We start from the raw sequence: 21330 nt of genomic DNA on the forward strand, positions 1-21330 counted from the left end.
TCCGACTTGTCCCGGACCCAGTCCGCACCGCCCTCCCAGCCGACGTCATCCAGCCGGTCGCCCGTCCAGTCCCCCGCGACGTCGATGGCCCCACCGACGTCCTCGACCCGGTCCTCGACCCAGTCCTCCACCCCATCCGGGATGAAATCCCCTATACCCACGCGCAGTTACCCCCGTGCAACAGTCGCAGCGGCCTGCCTCCGGCCGTTGATCGGCACCGTACCCGCCAACCGGAACGCGGGGCACCGGGGGGGCCGACGACTGGGGGCGTTCAGCCCGTTTCCGCCACTTCGACGGGGGTGTCCGACTGCTCTCGGACGCGCCCGACCTTCACCCGTCCGGTCTTCCCCCGCCCGACCTTCACCCGCCCCCTCAGCCGCTGGTAGAGCAGCGCCGCACCGGCCACGCCGAGCGGCCACAGCAGATACCGGCCCGACATCACCAGCAGCGCGGCGACCGCGACGAGCGCCGCCAGCGCCGCCGCGCGGACCGCCCCGCGGCGGGGCAGCAGGCGCAGCGCGGCCGCGACGCCGATCGCGTACACAGTGACGAAGGAGCCCGTGGTGAGCAGCACCAGGGGCCGGGCGTCCGTGTGGGCGGCGGTCACCACGAGCAGGCTGACGAAGGCCAGCGACGAGACGAACCCGAGGCTGCGGCGCGGGACCTCGCCCGCGCTGCCGCCGCGTCCCAGCCACCCCGGCAGCGCGCCGTCCCGGCCGAGGGCCGCGCCGAGTTTGGCCGCGCCGGCGTAGTAGGCGTTCATGGTGCCGAGGGTCAGCAGGAGCGCGGCCGCGGCGGCGAGCAGCCGGGCGTTGCCGCCCATGCCCCGGGCCATCAGCTCGCCCAGCGGGGCGTCGGCGTCGGCCGCGCCCGTGCCGAGCACCGCGACGACGGCGAACGCCACGGCCAGATACAGCACCCCGACGATCACGACGGCGGCCGCGGTGGCCCGGGGCAGGTCCCGGGCCGGGTCGCGGAACTCCGCCGCGAGGTGCGTGATCGCCTCCCAGCCCGCGAAGCTCCACACCAGCAGCGCCGCCGCCGAGCCGATCGCGGCCCAGCCGTGCGGGGCGAACGGCTCGAGGTGTTCCGTACGCGCCTGCGGCAGGGACAGCGCGACGGCGCCCAGCAGCAAGGCGATCAGCAGCCCCGAGAGCGCGAGTTGCAGCCGCCCGGTCACCCGCAGCCCGGCGGTGTTGACGGCCGTGACGATGGCCATCAGCACCACCGCCGTTGCCGTACGGGTCGCGGTCCCGCCGCCCACGGCGGCCTCGGTGTACGAGCCGGCGAACAGCGCGGCGGCGGACGCGCCCGGGGGCACCGCGAGGTAGAAGCACCAGCCGACCACCGCCGCGGTCCGCTCGCCGAAGGCGAGCCGGGCGTACGTGGACACGCCCCCGGCGTCGGGGTAGCGGGCGCCGAGCGCCGCGAAGGTGGCGGCCAGCGGCGCGGACACCACGACCAGGGCCAGCCAGGCCAGCAACGAGGCGGGGCCCGCGGTCTCGGCCGCGAGCGCGGGCAGCGCGATGACGCCCGTGCCCAGTACCGCCCCTACGTACAGCGCGGTGCCCTGGAGCGCGGTGAGCCGCCCGGCGGGCGCGGGGCGGTGGGGTGACGGTGGTGACGCTGGTGGCGGTTCGCTCATGCCCAGTTCACTCATGCCCGGTTCACTCATGCCCGGCAGCCTCGCCGATGCGCCACCCGCCGACCATCGGCGGAAATGCCATGGTGCGCTAAATTCCCGCCATGGCCCGTCCCGCCGATACGCCCCGCCTCGCCGACGTCCCCCGCCCCGCCAACACGTCTCAGCCCGCCGGCACGCCCCGCCACATCGTCGCCGTCGCCGTGGCCGACGGCGCCCCCATCTTCGAGCTCGCCGTCCCCTGCGAGGTCTTCGGTATCGACCGCTCGGACATCGTCGACCCGTGGTACGAGCTGCGGCTGTGCGCCGCCGAGCCCGGTCCGCTGCGCACCTCGGCCGGCCTGGGCATCCCCACCCCGTACGGCCTCGACGACCTCGTCGAGGCGGACACCGTGGTGGTGGCCGCCTGCCCCCGGGCCGTCCAGCTGGCCCCGCCGCCCGAGCTGGTCACCGCCGTGCGCAAGGCCCATGAGCTGGGCCGGCGGATCGTCTCCATCTGCAGCGGCGCGTACGTCCTGGCCGCCGCCGGGCTGCTGGCGGACCGCCGGGCGACCACGCACTGGATGAACGCCGCGGACTTCGCCTTCCGCTTCCCGGAGGTCGACCTCGACCCCACGGCCCTGTACGTCGAGGACGGCTCCATCCTCACCTCGGCCGGCACCGGGGCCGCGATCGATCTGTGTCTGCATCTGGTGCGCCAGGACCATGGCGCGGCGGTGGCCAACGAGGTGGCCCGCCGGATGGTCGTACCGCCGCACCGGGAGGGCGGGCAGACGCAGTACGCCAAGCTCCCGGTCCGGCCGCGGGCGGGCGGGGGCGAGGGGCTTGCGCCGGTGCTGCAGTGGGCGCGGGAGCGGCTGCACGAGCCGCTGACGGTGGCCGGGCTGGCCGCGGCGGCCCATATGAGCGAGCGCACCTTCGCGCGCCGCTTCCGCGACGCCCTCGGGACCACGCCGTTGCAGTGGATCCTTCAGGAGCGGGTGCGGCTGGCGCAGGAGTTGCTGGAGACCACCGACGAACCGGTGGAGAGCGTGGCGCGCCGCACCGGCTTCGGCACCGCGCCCAATCTCCGCCACCACTTCCGGCGGCTGACCAGCGTCTCGCCGCAGACCTACCGCCAGGTGTTCCGGTCGCGGTCGATACCGCCCGGGGCGCCACGTTCGGTACCCCGTTGGGCGCCACGTTCGGCACCCCGTTCGGCACCATGGGAGTAACCGCGGGCACCTGAACGAGGAGCACACCGTGACCGAACGCAAGCCGCCCGGCATCAGCTTCGAGACGTGGGCCGACCGACAGATCCGCGAGGCGGAGGCGCGGGGCGACTTCGACGATCTGCCCGGGCGGGGCAAGCCGCTGCAGGGCCTGGACAGGCCGTACGACGCGATGTGGTGGGTCAAGGACAAGATGCGGCGCGAGGGCCTGTCCTACCTGCCCCCGGCGCTCGTGCTGCGCAAGGAGGCGGAGGACGCGCTGGCCGCGGCGCACGCGGCCGGGTCGGAGGGCGAGGTGCGGCGGATCCTGGCGGACATCAACGACAAGATCCGCGAGGCGCTGCGCCGGCCGCCCGAGGGTCCGCCGCTGAATCTGGTGCCGTTCGACGTGGACGGGGTCGTACGGGAGTGGCGCGAGAGCCGGACCGGCTGAGGGAGCCCCGCCCGCTAGTCGCTGGCCGGAACTTTTCGTTGCCTCAGGCTACCGGTGGTCGATGCAATCACTTCGGCGTACGGTGGCCGCCGGGGCGACCCGACCGGAGGGAGCGACACAACGATGTGCGGCATCACCGGATGGATCTCGTACGACCAGGACCTCACCACCGAGCGCGAGCGCGACACCCTGGCCGCCATGACCGCGACCATGGCCTGCCGCGGCCCCGACGCGGCGGGCCTGTGGACGGACACCCACGCCGCCCTCGGCCACCGCCGGCTGGCCGTGATCGACATCGAGGGCGGCAAACAGCCCATGTCCGTCGAGCGCGACGGCCGCACGGTGCTGGTGACCACCTACAGCGGCGAGATCTACAACTATCGCGAGCTGCGCGCCGAGCTCATCGGCCGCGGCCACGCCTTCCGCACCAGCAGCGACACCGAGGTGGCCCTGCACGCCTACCTGGAGTGGGGCGAGGACTTCACCCACCGCCTCAACGGCATGTACGCCTTCGCCCTGTGGGACCCGCGCGAACAGCAGCTCCTGCTGGTCCGCGACCGCATGGGCATCAAGCCGCTGTACTACTACCCCACCCCCGACGGTGTGCTCTTCGGCTCCGAGCCCAAGGCCATCCTCGCCCACCCCGCCGTACGCCCCGCCGTCGACATCGACGGCCTGGCCGAGCTGCTGGCCTTCACCAAGACCCCGGGCCACGCGGTCTACCGGGGGATGTACGAGGTGCGCCCCGGCCATGTCGTACGCGTCCGCCGCCAGGGCCTGGCCGAACACCGCTACTGGCGCCTGGAGGCCCGCGACCACACCGACGCGCCCGCCACCACCGTCCGCCGGGTGCGGGAGCTTCTGGACGACATCGTGACCCGCCAGCTGATCGCCGATGTGCCCCTGTGCACCCTGCTGTCCGGCGGGCTCGACTCCTCCGCGATCACCGCGCTGGCCGCCCGCGGGCTGGCGGAGAACAAACAAGGGCCGGTGCGCTCGTTCGCGGTGGACTTCGTCGGCCAGACCGAGAACTTCAAGGCCGACGCGTTGCGCGCCACCCCCGACGGCCCGTACGCCCACGCCCTCGCCGAGCATGTGAACGCCGACCACCAGGACATCGTCCTGGACACCACCGCCCTGATGGACCCCGCCCACCGCCGGGCCACGCTGACCGCCCGCGATCTGCCGTTCGGCTCCGGCGAGAGCGACACCTCGCTGTATCTGCTCTTCAAGGCGATCCGCGACCGCTCCACGGTGGCCCTGTCCGGGGAGTCGGCCGACGAGGTCTTCGGCGGCTACTCCTGGTTCCACGATCCGGGGGCGGTCGCGGCCGACACCTTCCCCTGGCTCGCGGTGTTCCGCGACTTCGGCTTCACCGGCAGCCGTACCGGCCGCCGGGAGGCGCTGCTGCACCCGGGGCTGCTCGCCAAGGTGGACCTCGATGCGTACCAGGCCGACCGCTACCGCGAGGCGCTGTCCGAGGTCCCGTACCGCGAGGGCGACTCGGCGACGGAGCGGCGGATGCGGGAGATCTGCTATCTGCACCTGACCCGCTTCGTCCAGTTCCTGCTGGACCGCAAGGACCGCGCGAGCATGGCGGTGGGCCTGGAGGTGCGGGTGCCCTTCTGCGACCACCGGCTGGTCGAGTACGTCTTCAACACGCCCTGGTCGCTGAAGACCTTCGACGGCCGCGAGAAGTCCCTGCTGCGCGCCGCCACCCGCGATCTCCTCCCCGACTCCGTCGCCCAGCGCGTCAAGAGCCCGTACCCCAGCACCCAGGACCCCCGGTACGCCGACGCCGTCCGGGCCGAGCTGCGCGAACTGCTGGCCGACGACGACGCTCCGGTCCGCCCGCTGCTCGATATCGCCGCCGCCCGGCGTGCGGCGGACGCGGCGAGCCAGGACGCCCGGCAACCGATCGAAATGGTCCTCGGTCTGAATGCGTGGCTGCGCCAGTACGAGGTCGAGCCGGCGCTCTGACATACACTGCGCCAACGAGCCCTGACGTAGCGTCAGGTATAGACCAAAACCCCCGGCCCGGCCGGGGGTTTTGGTGTCTTGCCACTTGTGTCGAAACCGTGAAAGGCTCGGGCGGCCCCACAGTGGAACATCCCTCAACTCCGAGAAAAACACTGACCTCTTGGCCATCCTCTGCCCGGCCTGATAAGAGTGTTGCCCGGCGGGGGCGCCTTTTGTTTCGTCAGTGAGGAAACCCTCCATGCCCCACGAGTCATCTCCTGACGCCATATCCGAGACTGCTCTGCTCTCCGAATACTGGGACGCGGTACTCGACTACGCGAACCTGTGCACCACCAGCCCGCAGGACGGAATGCGGCTGGCCACCGAGGCGTTCCGGCGCGGCATCCGGGAGACCCGCACCTCGCGGACGCGGGCATGGGGGCCGCGTCTGCCCTGGCTCCCACTGCTCCTGAGCTCCGTACGGAAGACGGCCGCCGACTGGCAGGCCCGGCAGGCCGGCGTCCGGCTCGACCCGGCCCTGCGCATCTGGCTGACCTCCGACCGGGCCAGACGCTACGCCACACCACGGCGAGAACAGCCGCTCGCGCTGCGCGGTTTATGCGACCTGCCGGAGGCCGACGCCGATCTGCTGTGGTCCGTCGAAGTCGAGTCGCAGTCCCTCACCACGGTGGCCCGTCGGCTGGGCTGGGACACCGCCTACGCGGACGAGGAGATCGCCCGGGTCCGCGCCCGGTACCGCGAGCTGTGCCAGCGCAACCACGTCGACACGCTCAACGACGAGGAGTGCCGCAGCTACGCCGGACTGCTGGACGCCGCGACCCGCTCACCGGACGCCGCCGCGCCCGAGGACCTGTGGCAGCACCTCGCCCGCTGTGTGCACTGCAAGGAGGCCGCCGCCTGCCTGTATCTGCACGGCAGCGGGCTGCCCGGCGCCCTGGCCGGGGGCGTCCTCGGCTGGGGCGGGCTGCCCTACCTGGAGCGGCGGCGCAGGGTCGCGGCCGAGCACACCGGCGGCAAGCGGCTGCAGACGCTCGCGCGCAGCGTGGGGCCGCCGCTGTGGGACCGGGTCAAGGGGATACGGGGCGGGCGCGGGAAGTCCCGTACGGGGCGCTCGACCGGGGCGGGCGTCGCGGAGGCCCCGGGGGTGGCCCCGGCGGCTCGTACGGCCCATGAGGCCCGCAACGCCCATGCGGGCCATGGGACTCATGGGGCCGACACGCCGCGTATGGACGACACCTTCGACGCGTTCGACCCGTTCGGCACGGTCGCCGGTGCCCAGAACACGGCGCACACGGTCGACGGGTTCGAGACGTTCGACCCCTTCGGCACGACCGGCACCACCGACCCGTTCGCCACCACCAGCACGGCCGACACGGCCGGTGCGGCCCGTACGACCGGCGCCTTCGGCGCCGCCGCCGCGGTCGGCGCGACGGCCGCGACCGGGGTGATCCGCGGGCACGGCGTGCCGGGCCGGAGGCTGGGCGGCGGGGGCCGGCGGCGCAGGCCACGGAAGGGCGGCAGGACGAGGGCGGCGGGGATCCTCGCGGCAGCCGCCGCGGTCTCCGTGATCGCCGTCATCGCCTACACCAGCACGGACGGGAACCGGGACGACGGGCTCCCGCCCGACGGCGGCATGGGACCCGACACCATTCCGACGGTCGGCCCCACCCTCCCGTCCAAGGGCGCCCCCACCACCCAGTCGCCCGTCCCGCCCGCGTCCGACACGACCGCCGTCGGCCACCAGCCCGGCCCGACGAAGTCCCCGGCCAAGACGCCGTCGCCGAGCGGTGGCTCGTCCCCGGACAAGCCGTCCAAGACGCATCCCCCCGAGCACGCCGAGCCCGTCGGGGTCACCTGCACGGCCCGCTACAGCCTGGACAACCAGTGGCCGGACGGCTTCCAGGCGAAGGTCACCCTCACACCCCGTAAGACGGTCCACGAGTGGCGGCTGAGCTGGGAGTTCGAGAACGGACAGCAGATCACCCAGATGTGGAACGGCGAATTCGTCCAGCACGGGCGCAAGGTGACCGTCACCCCGGCCGACTACAACGAGACCGCCCGCGGCGGGGAGGCCCTTGAGGTGGGCTTCCTCGGCTCCTGGGACGCCGGAAACGCCGCGCCCACCGACCTCGCGCTCAACGGGCGCCGCTGCGACACCCGGTAGGCGGCGTCGGCTTCCCCCCGGCACCGCCCCTCAGCACCGCCCCCACAACGCACGTGTGGCGTGCACATGGTGTGCACGCCACACGAAACGTCGCTGAACGCCGCTCTCCTTGAAGTCGCCTACTTGAAGCGGACGACCTGCGGGTCGTGGTCGCTGCTCTGGTCGGAGAACTCGGCGTTGATGTGGACGACGTCGTACTCGGGCTTCTTGATGGCGGGCGAGACCAGGATGTGGTCCAGCGTCTGCGCGTTGCCGTCGTACACGTAGCTGTACCGCTCGCCGACCGGAAGGGTGTTGATCAGGTCCGTGAGGACCCCGCCCTCGGTCAGCGTGGCCAGCGGCTTGGAGAACTGGAAGTCGTTCATGTCACCGAGGACCACGACCCGGGCCCTCGCGTCCTTGGCGAGCAGGCCGGAGACGAAGGTGTTGACCTCCTTGGCCTGGGCCGTGCGCTGGGTCTCGGAACCGAGCGTCGGGGGCTGGAAGGCGCCGTGCACCGGCTGGTCCCCGCCCTTGGAGTTGAAGTGGTTGCCGACCACGAAGAGCTTCTCGCCGCGGAAGGTGAACTCGCCGACGAGCGGCTTGCGGCTGCTCTTCCAGGCGTCGGAGGTTGGGTTGATCCGGCCCGGCGAGACCGACAGCCTGGCGCCCTTGTTGCCGTCGCCGACCGCCTCGACGGCCGTGGTGGCGTCGCCGCCCGGACGGTCCACGAAGCTCACGCGCCGCGGGTTGAAGAGGAAGACGTTGCGGATGTTGCCACCGGGCTCGCCGCCGTCCGCGTCGTTGACCGGGTCGACGGAGCGCCAGTCGTAGGTGGGGCCTCCGGCCGCCTTGATGGCGTCGATGAACTGGGCGATGGTCTTGTCGGCCGCGACCGTGCCGTCGTCCTTGGCACCGTTGTTGTCCTGGATCTCCTCCAGGCTCACGATGTCCGGGGCGGCCAGGTTCTTGACGACGCCCTCGGCGAGCCGGTCGAACTTGCTCCGCGGGTCCGTCGGGTCGAGGTTCTCGACGTTGTACGTGGCGACGGAGACCTCGTTGGCCTTGCCCTTCTTCGTCACCTCCGGGGTGAGCCCGCCGGAGGCGACCTTCCCGAGGATCGTCGCCTGGATGTTGTAGCCGCCGTAGTTGGCGTAATCCACGGGGCCCTCGGTGGTGCCGGTGAGGGTGTCGCCGACGTTGGCCCCCCGCTGGTCGCCGGTGAGCGAGGCGATCAGGAGGCGCCCGGAGTTGGGGTTGTCGTAGCCGGTGAGGACGGTGCCGCCGCGCGGGGTCGGGTTCTGCCGCGGCTTGGTGGTGATCCACGTCTCGCCGTAGCTGTTGGTGGCGCCCACCACGCGGGAGTCGCCGATCCGCACCCGCATGCCCTCGTGCGCCTCGAGCCAGTCCAGCGCGTAGGCGTCGGGCTTCAGCTCCAGGGACTCGATGCCGCCGCCCTGGGCCTGCGGCGCGTAGGCGTCGGGCAGCGTGGCCGGGTCGACGTCCTCCGCCTCCGGCAGCTTGTTGCCGGAGGAGAGCACCACGGCCGTGGGTGCGGTCAGTTCGGTGACGGACTGTACGCCGTTGCTCTTGCCACCGGGGTAGTACTCGCTCACCTTGCCCGAGACCAGCACCGAGTCGCCGACCTCGACCTGCGGGGTGGCGGAGCCGGAGAAGACGAAGACGCCCTCGCTGGTGGCCGCGTTCCCGTCGCCCTCGGGGTCCTGGATCCAGTAGCCCTTGGAGCCGGTGGAGCGCACGCCGGTCACCACACCGGGGACATTGGTGACGGTCTTGCCGCTCTGCGGGGAGATCCGGGTGGTGCCCTGGAGGTCGTGGACGCGCAGCGGCCCGGGGTTGGTGTCGGTGGGCTCCGGGGTGGGCTCGGGCGTCGGGGTGCCGCCGGTGCCCGTGGTGTTGCGGGGGCTCGGGGCGGAGCCGGTGAAGTCGGCCGCGTTGTTGTCGGTGTCGTGGAATCCGGCGTCGCGCGAGACAGCGGTGGTGTTGCCCGCGCCGGTGGCGGGAGCGGACTCGCGGACCACGGCGGTGCCGAAGCCGGCCAGGTCCTTGACGGCGCTGTCCGCCGCGCAGTCCTCGGCGGTCAGGCAGGTGAGCGCGGTGGTCGAGTGGACCAGCGCCACGGTGCCGCTGGTCGCCGACATGGCGATGGTGCCGGTGGCGTCGGGGGTCGGCGGGGCGGTGTCGCCGCCGGAGCCCTTGGCCTCCTGGACCAGGTAGGTGCCGCCCGCGGGGATGTCGCCGGTGAGCGGGGTCACCTGCCACTTGCTGGAGGAACTGGGCGAACCGCTCAGGTACTGGACGGACCAGCCGCTCAGGTCGAACGACCCGGTGCCGGAGTTGCCCAGTTCGATGAAGTCATGGGTGAGGGACGCGCCCGAGTTGCCGCCGCCTCCGTAGACCTCGGAGATGACGGCGTCCGCGGACGGCGCGGCCTGGGCGGTGAGGGGGAGGGCGATGAGCGATCCGACGAGGCCGACGGGAAGCGCTACGAGGACGGCCGCCTTGACACCACGGCCACGCAGGGCCGCGGGTATGTGTTCGGGCACGATGAAGCTCTTTCTCGCACGAGGGAATGGCGGGACGCGGGGAAGAGTCGGGGAAGAAGCGGAAGAAATGCGCGGGAAATGCGACGACTTGGAATCCGGGCCAAAAATACGCGCGTAGATATGGACCGACAAGGCCCTGGGCCTGCCGGTCGGCAAACGTTGCGTGAAAACGCCGATTCGACGCCGGTTCCTGAAGGCGCCGAGCGCCCTCAGGAATGGTCCTGAAGCTCGATCCGCTCGCCGGGCTTCAGCAGGTGCAGCCGCTCCGTCAGACCCGCCGCCTCGAAGGCGTCGACCAGCGTGTCGGCGCCCTGGGTGAAATGCCCCCAGTGCTCGAAGTGCAGCGGTACGACCTGCCGCGCGCCGAGGATCTCCACCGCCTGGGCGGCCTGATCGCTGGGCAGGGTCAGAAAGCCCCCGGGGACCAGCGGGGTCGAGGCGGCGCCCGCGAACAGCAGGGCCACATCCACCGGCCCCATCCGCTCGGCGATCGCGCGCACCACGTCCAGCGAGGCGTTGTCGCCGCTCACATACACCGTCGGCAGCCCGCCCCCCGACACCACGAAACCGGTCACCTCGCCGACCAGATGCTCGGTGCCGTCCGGGCCGTGCTGGGCCGGCACGCCGGTGATCCGCAGCGTGCCGCCGGCCGGGCGCGGCAGTTCGAAGGTCTCCCAGTTCGGCAGCGCCGTCACGGTCGCGCCCAGCCGCTCCCGCGCGGACGCCGTGGAGAGCACCAGGTCCGCGTGGTCGAGGTAGGCGCGGCCCGCCCGGTCGAGGTTGTCCGGGTGCTGGTCGTGCGAGAGCAGCACCGCGTCGACGGGGCCGAGGCCGGAGGTCGCGACGGCCGGGCCCGCGGTCTTGACGAGCTTGCGCTCGCCGATGGGATAGTCCCCGGGCGGGTCGAAGGTCGGATCGGTCAGCAGTCGTACGCCACCGATGTCGAGGGTCGCAGTGGGCCCTCCCAGATAGCGCACGGCCAAGGCTCCCGGAGAAATCGACTCGCTCATCGCTGTGTCCCGCTGCCTCTCACTGTGACGGTGCCGCTCACCATGACGGTCCTGTCCATGATCGTAGGCACAGCGTGAATCCGGCCCAATCCCCCCATTGATTCCGGGCCCGGACGCGTTGTCAACCGGCACACGGGCCCCGCCGGGATGGTGTCGGCGGCCCATGAGCAGGGCCGGTGCGTATCACCCGCCCTGGTGACACCTTCCTGCCGACCCGCATCAAGCCCGGCATCACAGGTCGGGTGGCCGGGAACCTTCCGACGGAAAGGAAACGATGAGTGAAATTCCAGGGAACGGACAGTCAGCAGACATGCGTCTCGGAGTGCTCGACATCGGTTCCCAGTCGGCCCATCTCGGTATCGCCGACCTCACGCCGGGCGGTCCGCCCGAGCCGGTGACCTCGCTCAAACGGCCGGTGCGGCTGGCGGAGTCCACCGACCGGCAGGGCGTGATCGAGCAGGAGGCGATCAAGCGGGTGGTCGCCGCGGTGACCGAGGCCGCGGCCGTCGCCGAGGCCCACGGCGTCGACACGATGGTGCCGTTCGCCACCTCCGCGATCCGCGACGCCGCCAACCGGCCGACCGTACTCGCCGAGGTCGAGGACGCGACCGGGATCCGGCTGACGTTCATGACCGGCGAGGAGGAGGCGCGGCTCACCTTCCTCGCGGCGCGCGGCTGGTACGGCTGGTCGGCCGGGGAGATGCTGCTGCTCGACATCGGCGGCGGCTCCCTGGAGCTCGCCTGCGGCAGCCGCGCCGAGCCCGCCGTCGCCCTGTCCGTACCGCTGGGCGCCGGGCGGCTGACCCGCCATCATCTGCCCGAGACCGGGCCGGTGAAGAAGGGGGACGTCAAGGCGCTGCGCCAGTTCGTACGGTCCGTCATCAGCGAGACGGCCGAGGGGCTGCTCGACCAGCCCGAGCCACGGACCCACGTCGGCAGCTCCAGGACCTTCGCCCAGCTGGCCCGGCTGACCGGCGCGCCGAAGGCCAAGGCCGGGCCGTACGCCGAACGGGTCCTGGACCGGGACCGGCTGGCGGCCTGGGTGCCCCGGCTGGCCGCCAGGAGCGCGGCCGAGCGCGCCCGGCTGCGCGGCATCTCCGCCGCCCGCGCCCACCAGGCCCTGGCCGGTGCGGTCGTCGCGGAGGCCGCGATGGACGTCCTGGGCATCGAACAGCTGCGGGTCTGCCCCTGGGCGCTGCGCGAAGGGGTCCTGCTGGACCGGCTCCGGGAGCTGGAGACACACCCGGTCCCCAGCCCTTCACGCGAGGTCGCGGGCGCCCCCGTGGGCGCGTCCGTCGTGGCTCTGCCGACGGGCCGCGGCCGGTACGGGTCCGGGCGGCTCCAGACCGCCACCATTCCCTGGACCTGAACCGCCAGGTACCGGCCTTTGTCCCGCCCCCGCCTCAGCCCCGCAGATACGCCAGGACCGCCAGCACCCTGCGGTGGTCGTCCGGGGCGGGCGGGAGATCCAGCTTGAGCAGGATGTTCGCGATGTGCTTGGCGACCGCCGCCTCGGTGACCACCAGGGCCCGGGCCACCGCGGAGTTGGAGCGACCCTCGGCCATCAGCGCCAGCACCTCGCGCTCACGCGGGGTGAGGCGGCGCAGCGGGTCCTTCCCGCGGGCCAGCAGCTGCCGCACCACCTCGGGGTCGATGACCGTACCGCCGTCGGCCACCCGCGCCAGCGAGTCGGTGAACTCGGCGACATCGCCGACCCGGTCCTTGAGCAGATAGCCGGTGCCCGCGCCGCGCCGGGCCGCCAGCAGCTCCTCGGCGAAGGTCTGCTCGACGTACTGGCTGAGCACCAGGACGGCCAGGGACGGCCGCAGCGCCTGGAGTTCGCGCACCGCCCGCAGCCCCTCGTCGGTGAAGCCGGGCGGCATCCGCACATCGGCGATCACGACGTCGGGCTCATGCTCCAGGGCCGCCGCGACCAGCGAAGGGCCGTCGCCGACGGCCGCCGGGACGCGGTGCCCGAACCGCTCCAGCAGGCTCACCAGGCCCTCGCGCAGCAGTACGGCGTCCTCCCCGATCACCACGCTCAACCGCCGCACGGAATCTCCACTCGCAGCCGGGTCGGCCCGCCGACCGGGCTGGACAGCAGCATTCTGCCGTCCACGGCCGCGACCCGGTCGGCGAGCCCGGTCAGCCCGGTCCCGGCGGCCGGGTCCGCGCCCCCGCGCCCGTCGTCGGTCACCTCGAGCACCAGCACCCCGCCGCGCAGCCGCCCGCCGACCCGCAGCCGGGCCGCGCCGCTGTGCCGGGCCGCGTTGGCCAGTGCCTCGCACACCGCGAAGTAGCCCGCGGCCTCCACGGCGGGCGGGAGCCGCCGCTCCAGGTCGATATCGAGGTCCAGCGGCATCGGCGAGCGCGTCGCCACGTCCCGCACCGCCGCGGGCAGCCCCCGCTCGGTCAGCACCTGCGGATGCACTCCGCGGACCAGCTCGCGCAGCTCGGCGAGCGCGTCCTTGGCCATCCGGTGCGCCTCCGCCACCTCGCGCGCCGCGCGCGACCCGGCGGGCAGGTCGAGCCCCGCCAGGCCCAGCTTCATGGTCAGCGCGACCAGGCGCTGCTGGGCCCCGTCGTGCAGATCCCGCTCGATCCGGCGCCGCTCCGCCTCGTACGCGTCCACCAGGCGCGCCCGGGACCGCCGTACCTCCGTCAGCTCCGCGTCGCCGGGCGCCAGTACGGCCAGCGATACGGCCGCCCGCGCCCCCGCCCAGGCGGCGATCGGATACGCGGCCACCGGCAGCAGCAGCGCACCCGCGAGCGGGCCGCCGAGCCGGGCCCAGGGCGGGGCCTCGGGCTGCAGCGGCGCGGCCAGCAGCGCGCCGGGGATCCCCAACGACACCAGGACCACCGCCAGATCGACCCAGCCGAGGGCGAGGACGGACAGCGCGCCGTGGCCGATCTCGCGCGCGTACGGCTGTCCGTACGACGTGGCGAGGGGCTGGGCGTACGGCTTGGGGTGGAGCTCGGTGCGGGGCGCGACCAGGCGCAGCCGCCGCCGTTCCCACGGGCGGGCCGCTGCGGTGGCGCAGCCCAGCACGAGCAGCGCGCACAGCACGGCCGTCGCCGCGCCGATCCGCGCCCAGGACGCGGCCACCCCCGCCACCGCGAGCCCGCACGCGACACCCGGCAGCCCGCCCGCGAGCAGATAGCCGGCGGACCGCCAGGGCCAGGAGGAGCGGAGGAAGGCGGCGGGCCCGCGGGTCAGCGCTTCCAATGGGTCTCGGGGGATCACCGCTCGACCGTAGCCGCGCGGCGGGCCGCGGACAGTAGTGCCAGATGGAGTATCGGGACTAGCCCGGCCACCCGTGTGCCGCCCCGCCCCGCGCCGGTTCACTCGGCGCCATGCCCACGACCACAACCCCCTTGCCCCACCCCGCCCCTCACCCCGTAGAACTGCGCGCCGTCTCCCGGCGGTACGGGACGGGGGAGCGGGCCGTCACCGCCCTCGACCAGGTCACGCTCGACTTCGCCGAGGGCACCATGACCGCCGTGATGGGCCCCTCCGGCTCCGGCAAGTCCACGCTGCTGCACTGCGCGGCGGGGCTCGACCGGCCGACCGAGGGGCGCGTCGTCATCGGCGGCACGGAGACCGGAGAACTGGACGAGACGGCCCTGACCCTGCTCCGCCGGGAGCGGATCGGCTTCGTCTTCCAGTCCTTCAACCTGGTCTCCGCACTCACCGCCGAGCAGAACGTCGCCCTCCCGCTGCGTCTTGCGGGCCACCGCCCCGACCCCGCCCAAGTGGCCGCCGCGCTCGCCGAGGTCGGTCTCGCCGACCGCGCCGGACACCGCCCGGACCGGCTCTCCGGCGGCCAGCAGCAGCGGGTTGCCATCGCACGGGCGCTGATCAGCCGCCCCGCGGTGCTCTTCGCCGACGAGCCGACCGGCGCGCTGGACATCACCACCTCGCGCGCCGTGCTCGGCCTGCTGCGCGGCCTGGTCGACCGCCACCGGCAGACGCTGGTCATGGTCACCCACGACCCGGCCGCGGCCGCGTGGGCCGACCGGGTCGTCTTCCTGGCCGACGGGCGGGTCGCCGACGAGCTGGCGGACCGGCCCGGGGCGGCGGACATCGCCGCGCGGATGTCGGTGCTGGAGGCGGCGGCATGAGGGTGGGAAACAGCGACCGTACGCGCGGCGGCACGAGGGCCGGAAGGGGAAGCCGGGGCGGCGGCATGCTCGGCCTGGCCGTCGCCACCGTACGGGCGCGCCGCACGGCCTTCGCGGGTTCGTTCGCCGCCCTGTGCCTGGGCGTCGCTGTCCTCACCATGAGCGCGCTGATCCTGCTGTCCGGGGACGGCGGGGTGCCCGGCCGGTACGCGGGCGCCCCCGTGCTCGTACGGAGCGCCCAGGGCGGCACCGGCCCCGACGGGGTGTTCCTGGAGCGGGCCCCCTGGTCCGCCCGGCAGACGAAGGAGCTGACGCGGGCGCTGGCCGCCGTGCCCGGGGTGCGGCGCGCGGTGCCCGACCGGTCCTTCTACGCGCAGGCGGTCGCGGACGGCGGCCCCGCACGCGACGCCGAGCAGCGGAAGGGGGACCGGCTGGGCCACGGCTGGTCCGGCGCGGCCCTCGCCCCGTACCGGCTCACCGCGGGCCGCGCGCCGCACCGGTCCGACGAGGTGGCCCTCGACCGCTCCCTCGGGGCCCGGCCGGGCGAGCGGATCACGCTGCTGACCGCGGCGGGGCCCGAGCGGTTCACCGTCTCGGGCACGGTCGACGGGCCCGGCTACTACCTGACCGACGAGCGCGCCGCCGAGCTGTCCGGCGGGGTGCGGGTCATCGGGCTGTTGACCGAGCGGGGCGCGGACCCCGGCGCGGTCGCGGCGGCGGCGCGCTCGGTGGTCAAGGACTCGGTGGTCAAGGGCTCGGTGGCCACGGGCTCGGGCACGGTGCTCGACGGCGCCGCGCGGAGCGAACTGGCCCCCGTACGGGACGCCAAGACGCGCTGGATCGGCGGCCAGGTGCTGACCGCCATGGGCGCGCTGTCGGCCTTCGCGACGGTCTTCGTCGTCGCCTCGACGTTCGCCTTCAGCGTGGCCGGGGGCCGCCGCGAACTCGGCCTGCTGCGCGCGGTCGGCGCCACCGGACGCCAGCTGCGCCGTCTGCTGTACGGGCAGGCGCTCGCCGTCGGCGCGGCCGGCGCGGCGGCCGGGGCCCTGCTCGGCGCGACGCTGGCCCCCGCGCTGGGCTCGGTGCTCACCGACGCGGGCTTCCTGCCACCCGGTTTCGCGGTCCGCCGTCAGGCCTGGGTGCTCGCCGCGACGTTCGCCGCCGGTCTGGCCGTCGCGCTGACCGCCGTCTGGTCCGCCTCCCGCCGGGCCGCCAGGACCGGTCCGCTGGAGGCGCTGCGCGAGGCCGCCGCGGACGACCGCCCGATGACCCGCGCCCGCGCGCTGACCGGTATCGCCTTCACCGCCCTGGGCTGCGCGGCCGCGGCCGGGACCGCCTTCGCCGACCCGACCGATATGACCACGCTCGCCCTCTGCACGGCCGTAGGGCTGATCACCGGTGTGACCCTGCTGGTCCCCGCCGTGGTCCCGCCCCTCGTACGGGCCGTCTCCTGGCCCCTCGCCCGCCGCCGTGGCGCGCTCGGCATGCTGGTGCGCGAGGGGATGCTGACGGCGGTGCGGCGTACGGCGTCGACCACCGCCCCGGTCCTGGCCACCGTCGGCTTCGTCGTCCTGATCACGGGCAACACCCAGACCTCCGTGCACTCCTACGCCACCCGCGACACCGCCTCCGTACGGGCCGAGGCCGCCGTCGTCGCCCGCGACGGCACCCCGGGGCTGTCCGACGCCGCCGCGGGATCCGTCCCGGGGACGGGGCTGCTGGCCACGACCGTCTACGGAGGCGCGGCGAAGACCCCCATGGAGGCCGCGGGCATCGACCCCGGCGCCTTCGCCGACGTCCACCACCGGCTGCGGACCGTCTCCGGATCGCTCGCCCGGCTGCGCGGCCCCGGGACGGTGGCCGTGACCGAGTCGGCGCTGACCACGCTGGGCGGACACACCACGGCCGAGGTCACCTCCGCCGAGGTCACCTTCGAGGACGGCCGCACCGAGAGGCTGCGGATCGTGGCGGTCCTCGCCGACCGTACGGCCCCCACCCCGTACACCGCGCTGCTCCCCCGGGCCACGGTCCGCGCCCACGACCCCTCGGCCCTCACCGATGTCGTCTACCGCACCGGCCCGGCCACGTCGTCCGCCGCGCTCCGGGGGCTCGGCGCCGAGGAGGTGGGCGTGGCCGACTACGCGCGCCGCGCGGACGCCGAGGAGGACCGTCTGGTCGAGGTCTTCACCCTGCTGCTGGTCGCCATGTCGGCGGGGTGCACGGGCGTGGCCGTCGCCAACACCCTCCTGATGTCCACCGCCGACCGGCTGCGCGATCTGCGCCTGCTGCGCCTGTCCGGCGCGACGCTCCGCCAAGTCCTGTGGACCGTCGCGGCGGAGACCACCTTCGTGGTCGCCCTCGGCTCCGTCCTCGGCGCCCTGACCGCCCTCCCGTCCCTGCTCGGCGTCCGCGCCGGCCTCAGCGGCACCTTCGGTGTCCCGGTCCGGCTGATCGTGCCCGCCGCGCCCGTCGCGGCGGCGGTGGCGGGCTGCCTGGTGCTTGCGCTCGCGGCGAGCGTGCTGCCGGCCCGGGCGGCGCTCGCCAAAACGGCGCGCGCCGGGGCGGGTTGAGGTCGGCTCAGGCGGCGCCGTCCGTGAGGACGGCGCCGCCCGCGAAGGGGCCGTCGGCGGTGAAGGCCAGTTCGGCGAAGCGCTCGCCCATACGCCGATGGGTGGCGGCGTCCGGGTGGAGTTCGTCGGGCAGCGGCAGTTCGGCGGCGTCGGCCAAGCCGTAGAGATCACGGCCGTCGAGGTAGTACAGATTCGGGTCCTCGGCCACCCGCCGCGCCACAATCCCGGCCAGCTCGTCCCGGATGAGGCCCAAGGTCAACTTCCCGCTCGCCCGCTCCGCCGGATCGCCCGCGGCCCGGAACCGCAGTCGTCCGGCGCCGAGTTCGGTGAAGTCCATGAGAGTGGGGCCGGGCGTGTCCTCGTGGATGGGGCACAGGATCGGCGAGACGACCAACAGCGGTGCGGTGGGGTGGCCTTCGCGGATGGTGTCGAGGAAGCCGTGGACGGCGGGGGTGAAGGCGCGCAGCCGCATCAGATCGGCGTTGACCAGATTGATGCCTATCTTGAGGCTGATGAGGTCCGCGGGGGTGTCCCGCAGGGCGCGGGCGGTGAACGGGTCGAGCAGGGCGCTGCCGCCCAGGCCCAGGTTGATCAGTTCCACACCGCCGAGGGAGGCGGCGAGCACGGGCCAGGTCGTGGTGGGGCTCGCGGCATCGGAGCCGTGGCTGATCGAACTGCCGTGGTGCAGCCACACTTTCCGGCCCCGGTCCGGTGCGGGCTCGACGGGGGCGTCGGTGCGCAGGGCGACCAGTTCGGTGGTCTCGTTGTGCGGCAGCCAGATCTCGACGTCCTTGACGCCGTCGGGCAGTCCGGTGAACCGGAGCGTGCCGACCGGGCCGGGCCGGTGCTCGGCGGCCCCGGTGGCCATGTCGAGGGTCAGGGTGTTGCCGCCGGCCACGCTCGCCTGCCCGGCCAGACGGCCATCGACCAGCAGGTCGTACACGCCGTCCGGGCGGGGCGGGGCGCCCGCGTAGATCCGCTTGGTGGGCAGCGTGTCCAGTTCGACGGCGGTGGCCCCGGTCCGGAAGACCAGCCGTACGCCGGAGGGCTGGGACTCCACCATGGCGAGCTGCCCATCCGCACACTGGGCGCGGGCCCGCGCGGGCAGCCGGTGCGGCAGCAGCCCGTGCGCGGTGCGCTCCAGATCGAGGGCGCCGCGCAGCAGGTCCGCGGTGACGGGTGTGGTGATCCAGTCGTGGTCGGTGGTGGGCATCGTCTCGACCTGTCGCTCTCCGTTGCTCTCAGTACGTGGATTCTGGCTGGTCAGGGCGCGGGCCAGTGCCGCAGCAGAGCGTCGAGCGCGTCCAGGATCCGCGACCAGGTCTCCTCGGTGTCGGGGGCGCTGTGGCTGAAGCCGCCCCCCAGCTCCAGGCTGACGTAGCCGTGGAAGACGCTGCCCAGCAGCCGGACCGCATGCGTCTGGTCCGGCTCCGTCAGCTCGTAGCCGCGCAGGATGGCCCGCATCATCTGCGCGTGCCTGACGCCCGCGCTGGCGGCCGCCGTCTTGGAGTCGAGTCTGAGCTGGGTGGCTGCGTAGCGGCCGGGGTGCTCGCGGGCGTAGTCGCGGTAGACGTTGGCGGAGGCGGCCAGGGCGTCCTTGCCGGCCCGTCCGGCCAGGGCGGCGGCCACGCGGTCGGCGAGTTCTTCCAGGGCGAGCAGGGCGATCCCGGTCTTGAGGTCCTGGGAGGTCTTCAGCCGCGAGTACAGGCTCGCGACCTTGACGTCGAGCCGCCGGGCGAGCTCCGAAACGGTCACCTGTTCGAATCCGACCTCGTCGGCGAGGACCGCCCCCGCCTGGATCAGACGCTCCATGGTGAGTCCTTCGTTTGCCATACCCTTCCCCTCATTCGACAGAACGCATTATTAATTTGCCTAGGAGCATTAGGCAAATTAGCTTGGCTCTCATGAGGCCACTGACCGAGCAAGAGATCCGTACCGCGTTCGTGAACTGCACCAAGGGCGAGGCCAAGCGCCTCTCCATCCCCCGCGACCTGGCCGACCGCCCCTGGGACGACCTGGACTTCCTCGGCTGGCGAGACCCCCAGGCCCCCGAGCGCGCCTACCTCGTCACCACCCTGGACGGCCGCCCCAAAGCCCTCCAGCTGCGCTGCCCCAGCCCCGCATCCTGGCAGGTCCGGCGCGGCATGTGCTCGATATGCCTGACCTCCCACACGGGCGGCGTCTCCCTGATGGTCGCCCCGAAGGCCCGGCAGGCCGGACAGCAGGGCAACTCGGTCGGCACATACGTGTGCAGCGACCTCGCCTGCTCGCTGTACGTACGGGGCAAGAAGGACGCGGGCGCGGACGGGCGGATCCAGGAATCGCTCACGCTGGAGGAGAAGGTCGCGCGGACTGTCGCGAACGTCGCCGCGTTCTTCGCCAAGGTGACCGGTTGACTACACGGACCCGGGCCTGCGGAAAGTCTGCGGCGTGCTTCGAGGTGGGGTTGGCCAAGCGGCGGCCTGCGCGGGCGTTACGAGGCCAATCCGGCCCGGGCGGTCACCGCCGGGACCGGTCCCGGCACAGCGCCACTACCGTCCCGATATGCCGCGATTCGATCTCGATCAGCGTTCCGGGGGCGGGCGGTCCCGCCGAACAGGCGGCCTTGTGCTTGTACTTGCCGTAAGCATGCTCAGCGCCGGGTGTTCGAGCGGGCAGGGCGCGTCGCAGCCATCGTCCCCCCGGCCGACATCCTCGTCTTCCGCCTTGTCCTCCACCTCCGCCTCCGCCTCGTCCGCCACCTCGTCCTCCGCCTCGTCCTCCGCCTCCGCCTCGCCCTCGTCCTTCGCCTCGCCCTCAGCCGCACCGCGGCCGAGCAAGTACACCCAGGCGCAGTTGGCATCGCGGCCGTGCCTCGCCCTCGACGGGCACGACCTCGCCGCCCTCAGAATCAGTGGCGAGGGGAAACAGGAGTACGGCAAGCACGGGGCAGCGTGCGCGTGGAAGTTGGCGGGCCAGAACGTCAGCCTCGCACTGGATCTACCACTGTCCTACGCGAAGACCATGACCAAGAACGGGCGCGTCACGCAGGTGCCGGTGGGGCAGCACCAAGCCGTGCAGGCCGAATTCCAGAGGATCTGCTTCATCTTCGTCGCACTGCACGACACAGACCACTTGGTCGGCACCACGACCATTCCGGACCGCGGGGTAGCGCAGGATGGAACGTGTCCCGCGGGGGCGTCGGTCGCCGCCACTGCCCTGACCCACATTCGATGACGTCTCAGCGTGCGCGTGAGCTCCACTGCGCTTCACGTGGGCTCCGCTGCGCTGCGCCTGCGCCTGTGCGCCGTCTCGCGGCATTCGGCTCGGACGGGTGCGGGTTTCGTCTCGGACCCTCCGGGTCCAAAGCGCCGGCGAGAAGGGGGAAGGGGGCGGCTGGCCCGTTGTTCCGGTTCGCCGGCCTGGTGGGTGGCTGAGCTTAAGGCTGGCTCCGCTGCGCTCCGCCGCAGCTGCTGCCGCGCGGTGACCAAGCCGGTCAGTCCAGCGGTGCGCTGGGCCGGGGGCGCGCGAGCGCGACGAACGGGCCGGCGACCGCTGGACGGCATGGTCCTAACGCCGCGTCGGGCATCGTCTCGCGCCTTCGGCGCACAGCGGCCAACAGCGGGAAGCAGAGGAGACGCCGGAGGCATCGTCGCCGTCCGGCCCCATGGGT

17 protein-coding genes are annotated in these 21330 nt (G+C 73.3%); 9 read left to right on the forward strand and 8 right to left on the reverse strand.

Annotation, left to right across the window (positions count from 1 at the left end):
• Both ACFV2X_RS17380 and ACFV2X_RS17385 read right to left on the reverse strand, forming a co-directional pair.
• On the reverse strand, positions 1-161 hold a 161-nt coding region (locus ACFV2X_RS17380; RefSeq protein WP_385617300.1), incomplete at its 3' end, for a putative T7SS-secreted protein.
• Between the two features lie 110 nt (positions 162-271).
• Positions 272-1675, reverse strand: a complete 1404-nt coding sequence (locus ACFV2X_RS17385) for an APC family permease (protein WP_385617041.1) — start codon at positions 1673-1675, stop codon at positions 272-274.
• 71 nt (positions 1676-1746) lie between these two features.
• Here ACFV2X_RS17385 and ACFV2X_RS17390 point away from each other — a divergent pair, with 71 nt between their 5' ends.
• The 4 genes from ACFV2X_RS17390 (at position 1747) to ACFV2X_RS17405 (ending at position 7430) form a co-directional block, all read left to right on the forward strand.
• A complete protein-coding gene (locus ACFV2X_RS17390; protein ID WP_385617043.1) occupies positions 1747-2856 on the forward strand; it encodes a GlxA family transcriptional regulator in 1110 nt (369 codons plus the stop codon).
• 28 nt (positions 2857-2884) lie between these two features.
• A complete protein-coding gene (locus ACFV2X_RS17395; RefSeq protein ID WP_385617045.1) occupies positions 2885-3286 on the forward strand; it encodes a DUF1992 domain-containing protein in 402 nt (133 codons plus the stop codon).
• A gap of 123 nt (positions 3287-3409) precedes the next feature.
• Positions 3410-5266, forward strand: a complete 1857-nt coding sequence (asnB, locus tag ACFV2X_RS17400; protein WP_385617047.1) for an asparagine synthase (glutamine-hydrolyzing) — start codon at positions 3410-3412, stop codon at positions 5264-5266.
• 238 nt (positions 5267-5504) lie between these two features.
• Positions 5505-7430 carry a cellulose binding domain-containing protein gene (locus ACFV2X_RS17405; RefSeq protein ID WP_385617049.1) on the forward strand — a complete coding sequence of 642 codons (1926 nt, stop codon included), beginning with the start codon at positions 5505-5507 and terminating at the stop codon, positions 7428-7430.
• 119 nt (positions 7431-7549) lie between these two features.
• On the opposite strand, the gene ACFV2X_RS17410 is transcribed toward ACFV2X_RS17405, so the two are convergent.
• Both ACFV2X_RS17410 and ACFV2X_RS17415 read right to left on the reverse strand, forming a co-directional pair.
• Positions 7550-9976 (reverse strand): lamin tail domain-containing protein, encoded by a 2427-nt coding sequence (locus tag ACFV2X_RS17410; RefSeq protein ID WP_385617051.1) that lies wholly within the window; start codon positions 9974-9976, stop codon positions 7550-7552.
• Between the two features lie 209 nt (positions 9977-10185).
• The gene (locus tag ACFV2X_RS17415) at positions 10186-10986 is read right to left on the reverse strand and encodes an MBL fold metallo-hydrolase (protein ID WP_385617052.1); all 801 of its coding nucleotides are present in this window, start codon (positions 10984-10986) and stop codon (positions 10186-10188) included.
• Between the two features lie 310 nt (positions 10987-11296).
• Here ACFV2X_RS17415 and ACFV2X_RS17420 point away from each other — a divergent pair, with 310 nt between their 5' ends.
• On the forward strand, positions 11297-12355 hold the full coding sequence (locus ACFV2X_RS17420) for a Ppx/GppA phosphatase family protein (protein WP_385617054.1): 1059 nt from the start codon (positions 11297-11299) through the stop codon (positions 12353-12355).
• A 34-nt stretch (positions 12356-12389) separates the two neighbouring features.
• Here ACFV2X_RS17420 and ACFV2X_RS17425 read toward each other — a convergent pair whose 3' ends face one another.
• Entirely contained in the window at positions 12390-13022 is a 633-nt protein-coding gene (locus ACFV2X_RS17425) for a response regulator (protein ID WP_385617302.1), read from the reverse strand.
• 5 nt (positions 13023-13027) lie between these two features.
• Complete coding sequence (locus tag ACFV2X_RS17430; protein WP_385617056.1) at positions 13028-14230, reverse strand: sensor histidine kinase; 1203 nt, start codon at positions 14228-14230, stop codon at positions 13028-13030.
• Between the two features lie 110 nt (positions 14231-14340).
• Here ACFV2X_RS17430 and ACFV2X_RS17435 point away from each other — a divergent pair, with 110 nt between their 5' ends.
• The gene (locus tag ACFV2X_RS17435) at positions 14341-15108 is read left to right on the forward strand and encodes an ABC transporter ATP-binding protein (protein ID WP_385617058.1); all 768 of its coding nucleotides are present in this window, start codon (positions 14341-14343) and stop codon (positions 15106-15108) included.
• Complete coding sequence (locus ACFV2X_RS17440) at positions 15105-17678, forward strand: ABC transporter permease (RefSeq protein ID WP_385617060.1); 2574 nt, start codon at positions 15105-15107, stop codon at positions 17676-17678. The genes ACFV2X_RS17435 and ACFV2X_RS17440 overlap by 4 nt, the downstream gene beginning before the upstream one ends.
• A 7-nt stretch (positions 17679-17685) precedes the next feature.
• Here ACFV2X_RS17440 and ACFV2X_RS17445 read toward each other — a convergent pair whose 3' ends face one another.
• Positions 17686-18891 (reverse strand): GDSL-type esterase/lipase family protein, encoded by a 1206-nt coding sequence (locus ACFV2X_RS17445; RefSeq protein WP_385617062.1) that lies wholly within the window; start codon positions 18889-18891, stop codon positions 17686-17688.
• Positions 18892-18941: 50 nt separating this feature from the next.
• On the reverse strand, positions 18942-19511 hold the full coding sequence (locus ACFV2X_RS17450; protein WP_385617063.1) for a TetR/AcrR family transcriptional regulator: 570 nt from the start codon (positions 19509-19511) through the stop codon (positions 18942-18944).
• Between the two features lie 71 nt (positions 19512-19582).
• On the opposite strand from ACFV2X_RS17450, the gene ACFV2X_RS17455 reads away from it, so the two are divergent.
• Together ACFV2X_RS17455 and ACFV2X_RS17460 are read left to right on the forward strand one after the other, a co-directional pair.
• Positions 19583-20074 (forward strand): FBP domain-containing protein, encoded by a 492-nt coding sequence (locus ACFV2X_RS17455; protein WP_385617065.1) that lies wholly within the window; start codon positions 19583-19585, stop codon positions 20072-20074.
• 310 nt (positions 20075-20384) lie between these two features.
• Positions 20385-20894, forward strand: coding sequence for a DUF3558 family protein (locus ACFV2X_RS17460; RefSeq protein ID WP_385617067.1), 510 nt, complete (start codon positions 20385-20387; stop codon positions 20892-20894).
• Positions 20895-21330: the final 436 nt, after the last annotated feature.

The sequence above is a fragment of the Streptomyces sp. NPDC059679 genome, assembly GCF_042734105.1.
Lineage (GTDB): Bacteria > Actinomycetota > Actinomycetes > Streptomycetales > Streptomycetaceae > Streptomyces.

Coding starts and splice junctions, on each gene's coding strand:
- ACFV2X_RS17385 (WP_385617041.1), bottom strand. CDS start 1,675: ATGAGTGAACCGGGCATGAGTGAACTGGGCATGAGCGAACCGCCACCA.
- ACFV2X_RS17390 (WP_385617043.1), top strand. CDS start 1,747: ATGGCCCGTCCCGCCGATACGCCCCGCCTCGCCGACGTCCCCCGCCCC.
- asnB (WP_385617047.1), top strand. CDS start 3,410: ATGTGCGGCATCACCGGATGGATCTCGTACGACCAGGACCTCACCACC.
- ACFV2X_RS17405 (WP_385617049.1), top strand. CDS start 5,505: ATGCCCCACGAGTCATCTCCTGACGCCATATCCGAGACTGCTCTGCTC.
- ACFV2X_RS17415 (WP_385617052.1), bottom strand. CDS start 10,986: ATGAGCGAGTCGATTTCTCCGGGAGCCTTGGCCGTGCGCTATCTGGGA.
- ACFV2X_RS17420 (WP_385617054.1), top strand. CDS start 11,297: ATGCGTCTCGGAGTGCTCGACATCGGTTCCCAGTCGGCCCATCTCGGT.
- ACFV2X_RS17435 (WP_385617058.1), top strand. CDS start 14,341: ATGCCCACGACCACAACCCCCTTGCCCCACCCCGCCCCTCACCCCGTA.
- ACFV2X_RS17440 (WP_385617060.1), top strand. CDS start 15,105: ATGAGGGTGGGAAACAGCGACCGTACGCGCGGCGGCACGAGGGCCGGA.
- ACFV2X_RS17445 (WP_385617062.1), bottom strand. CDS start 18,891: ATGCCCACCACCGACCACGACTGGATCACCACACCCGTCACCGCGGAC.
- ACFV2X_RS17450 (WP_385617063.1), bottom strand. CDS start 19,511: ATGGCAAACGAAGGACTCACCATGGAGCGTCTGATCCAGGCGGGGGCG.
- ACFV2X_RS17455 (WP_385617065.1), top strand. CDS start 19,583: ATGAGGCCACTGACCGAGCAAGAGATCCGTACCGCGTTCGTGAACTGC.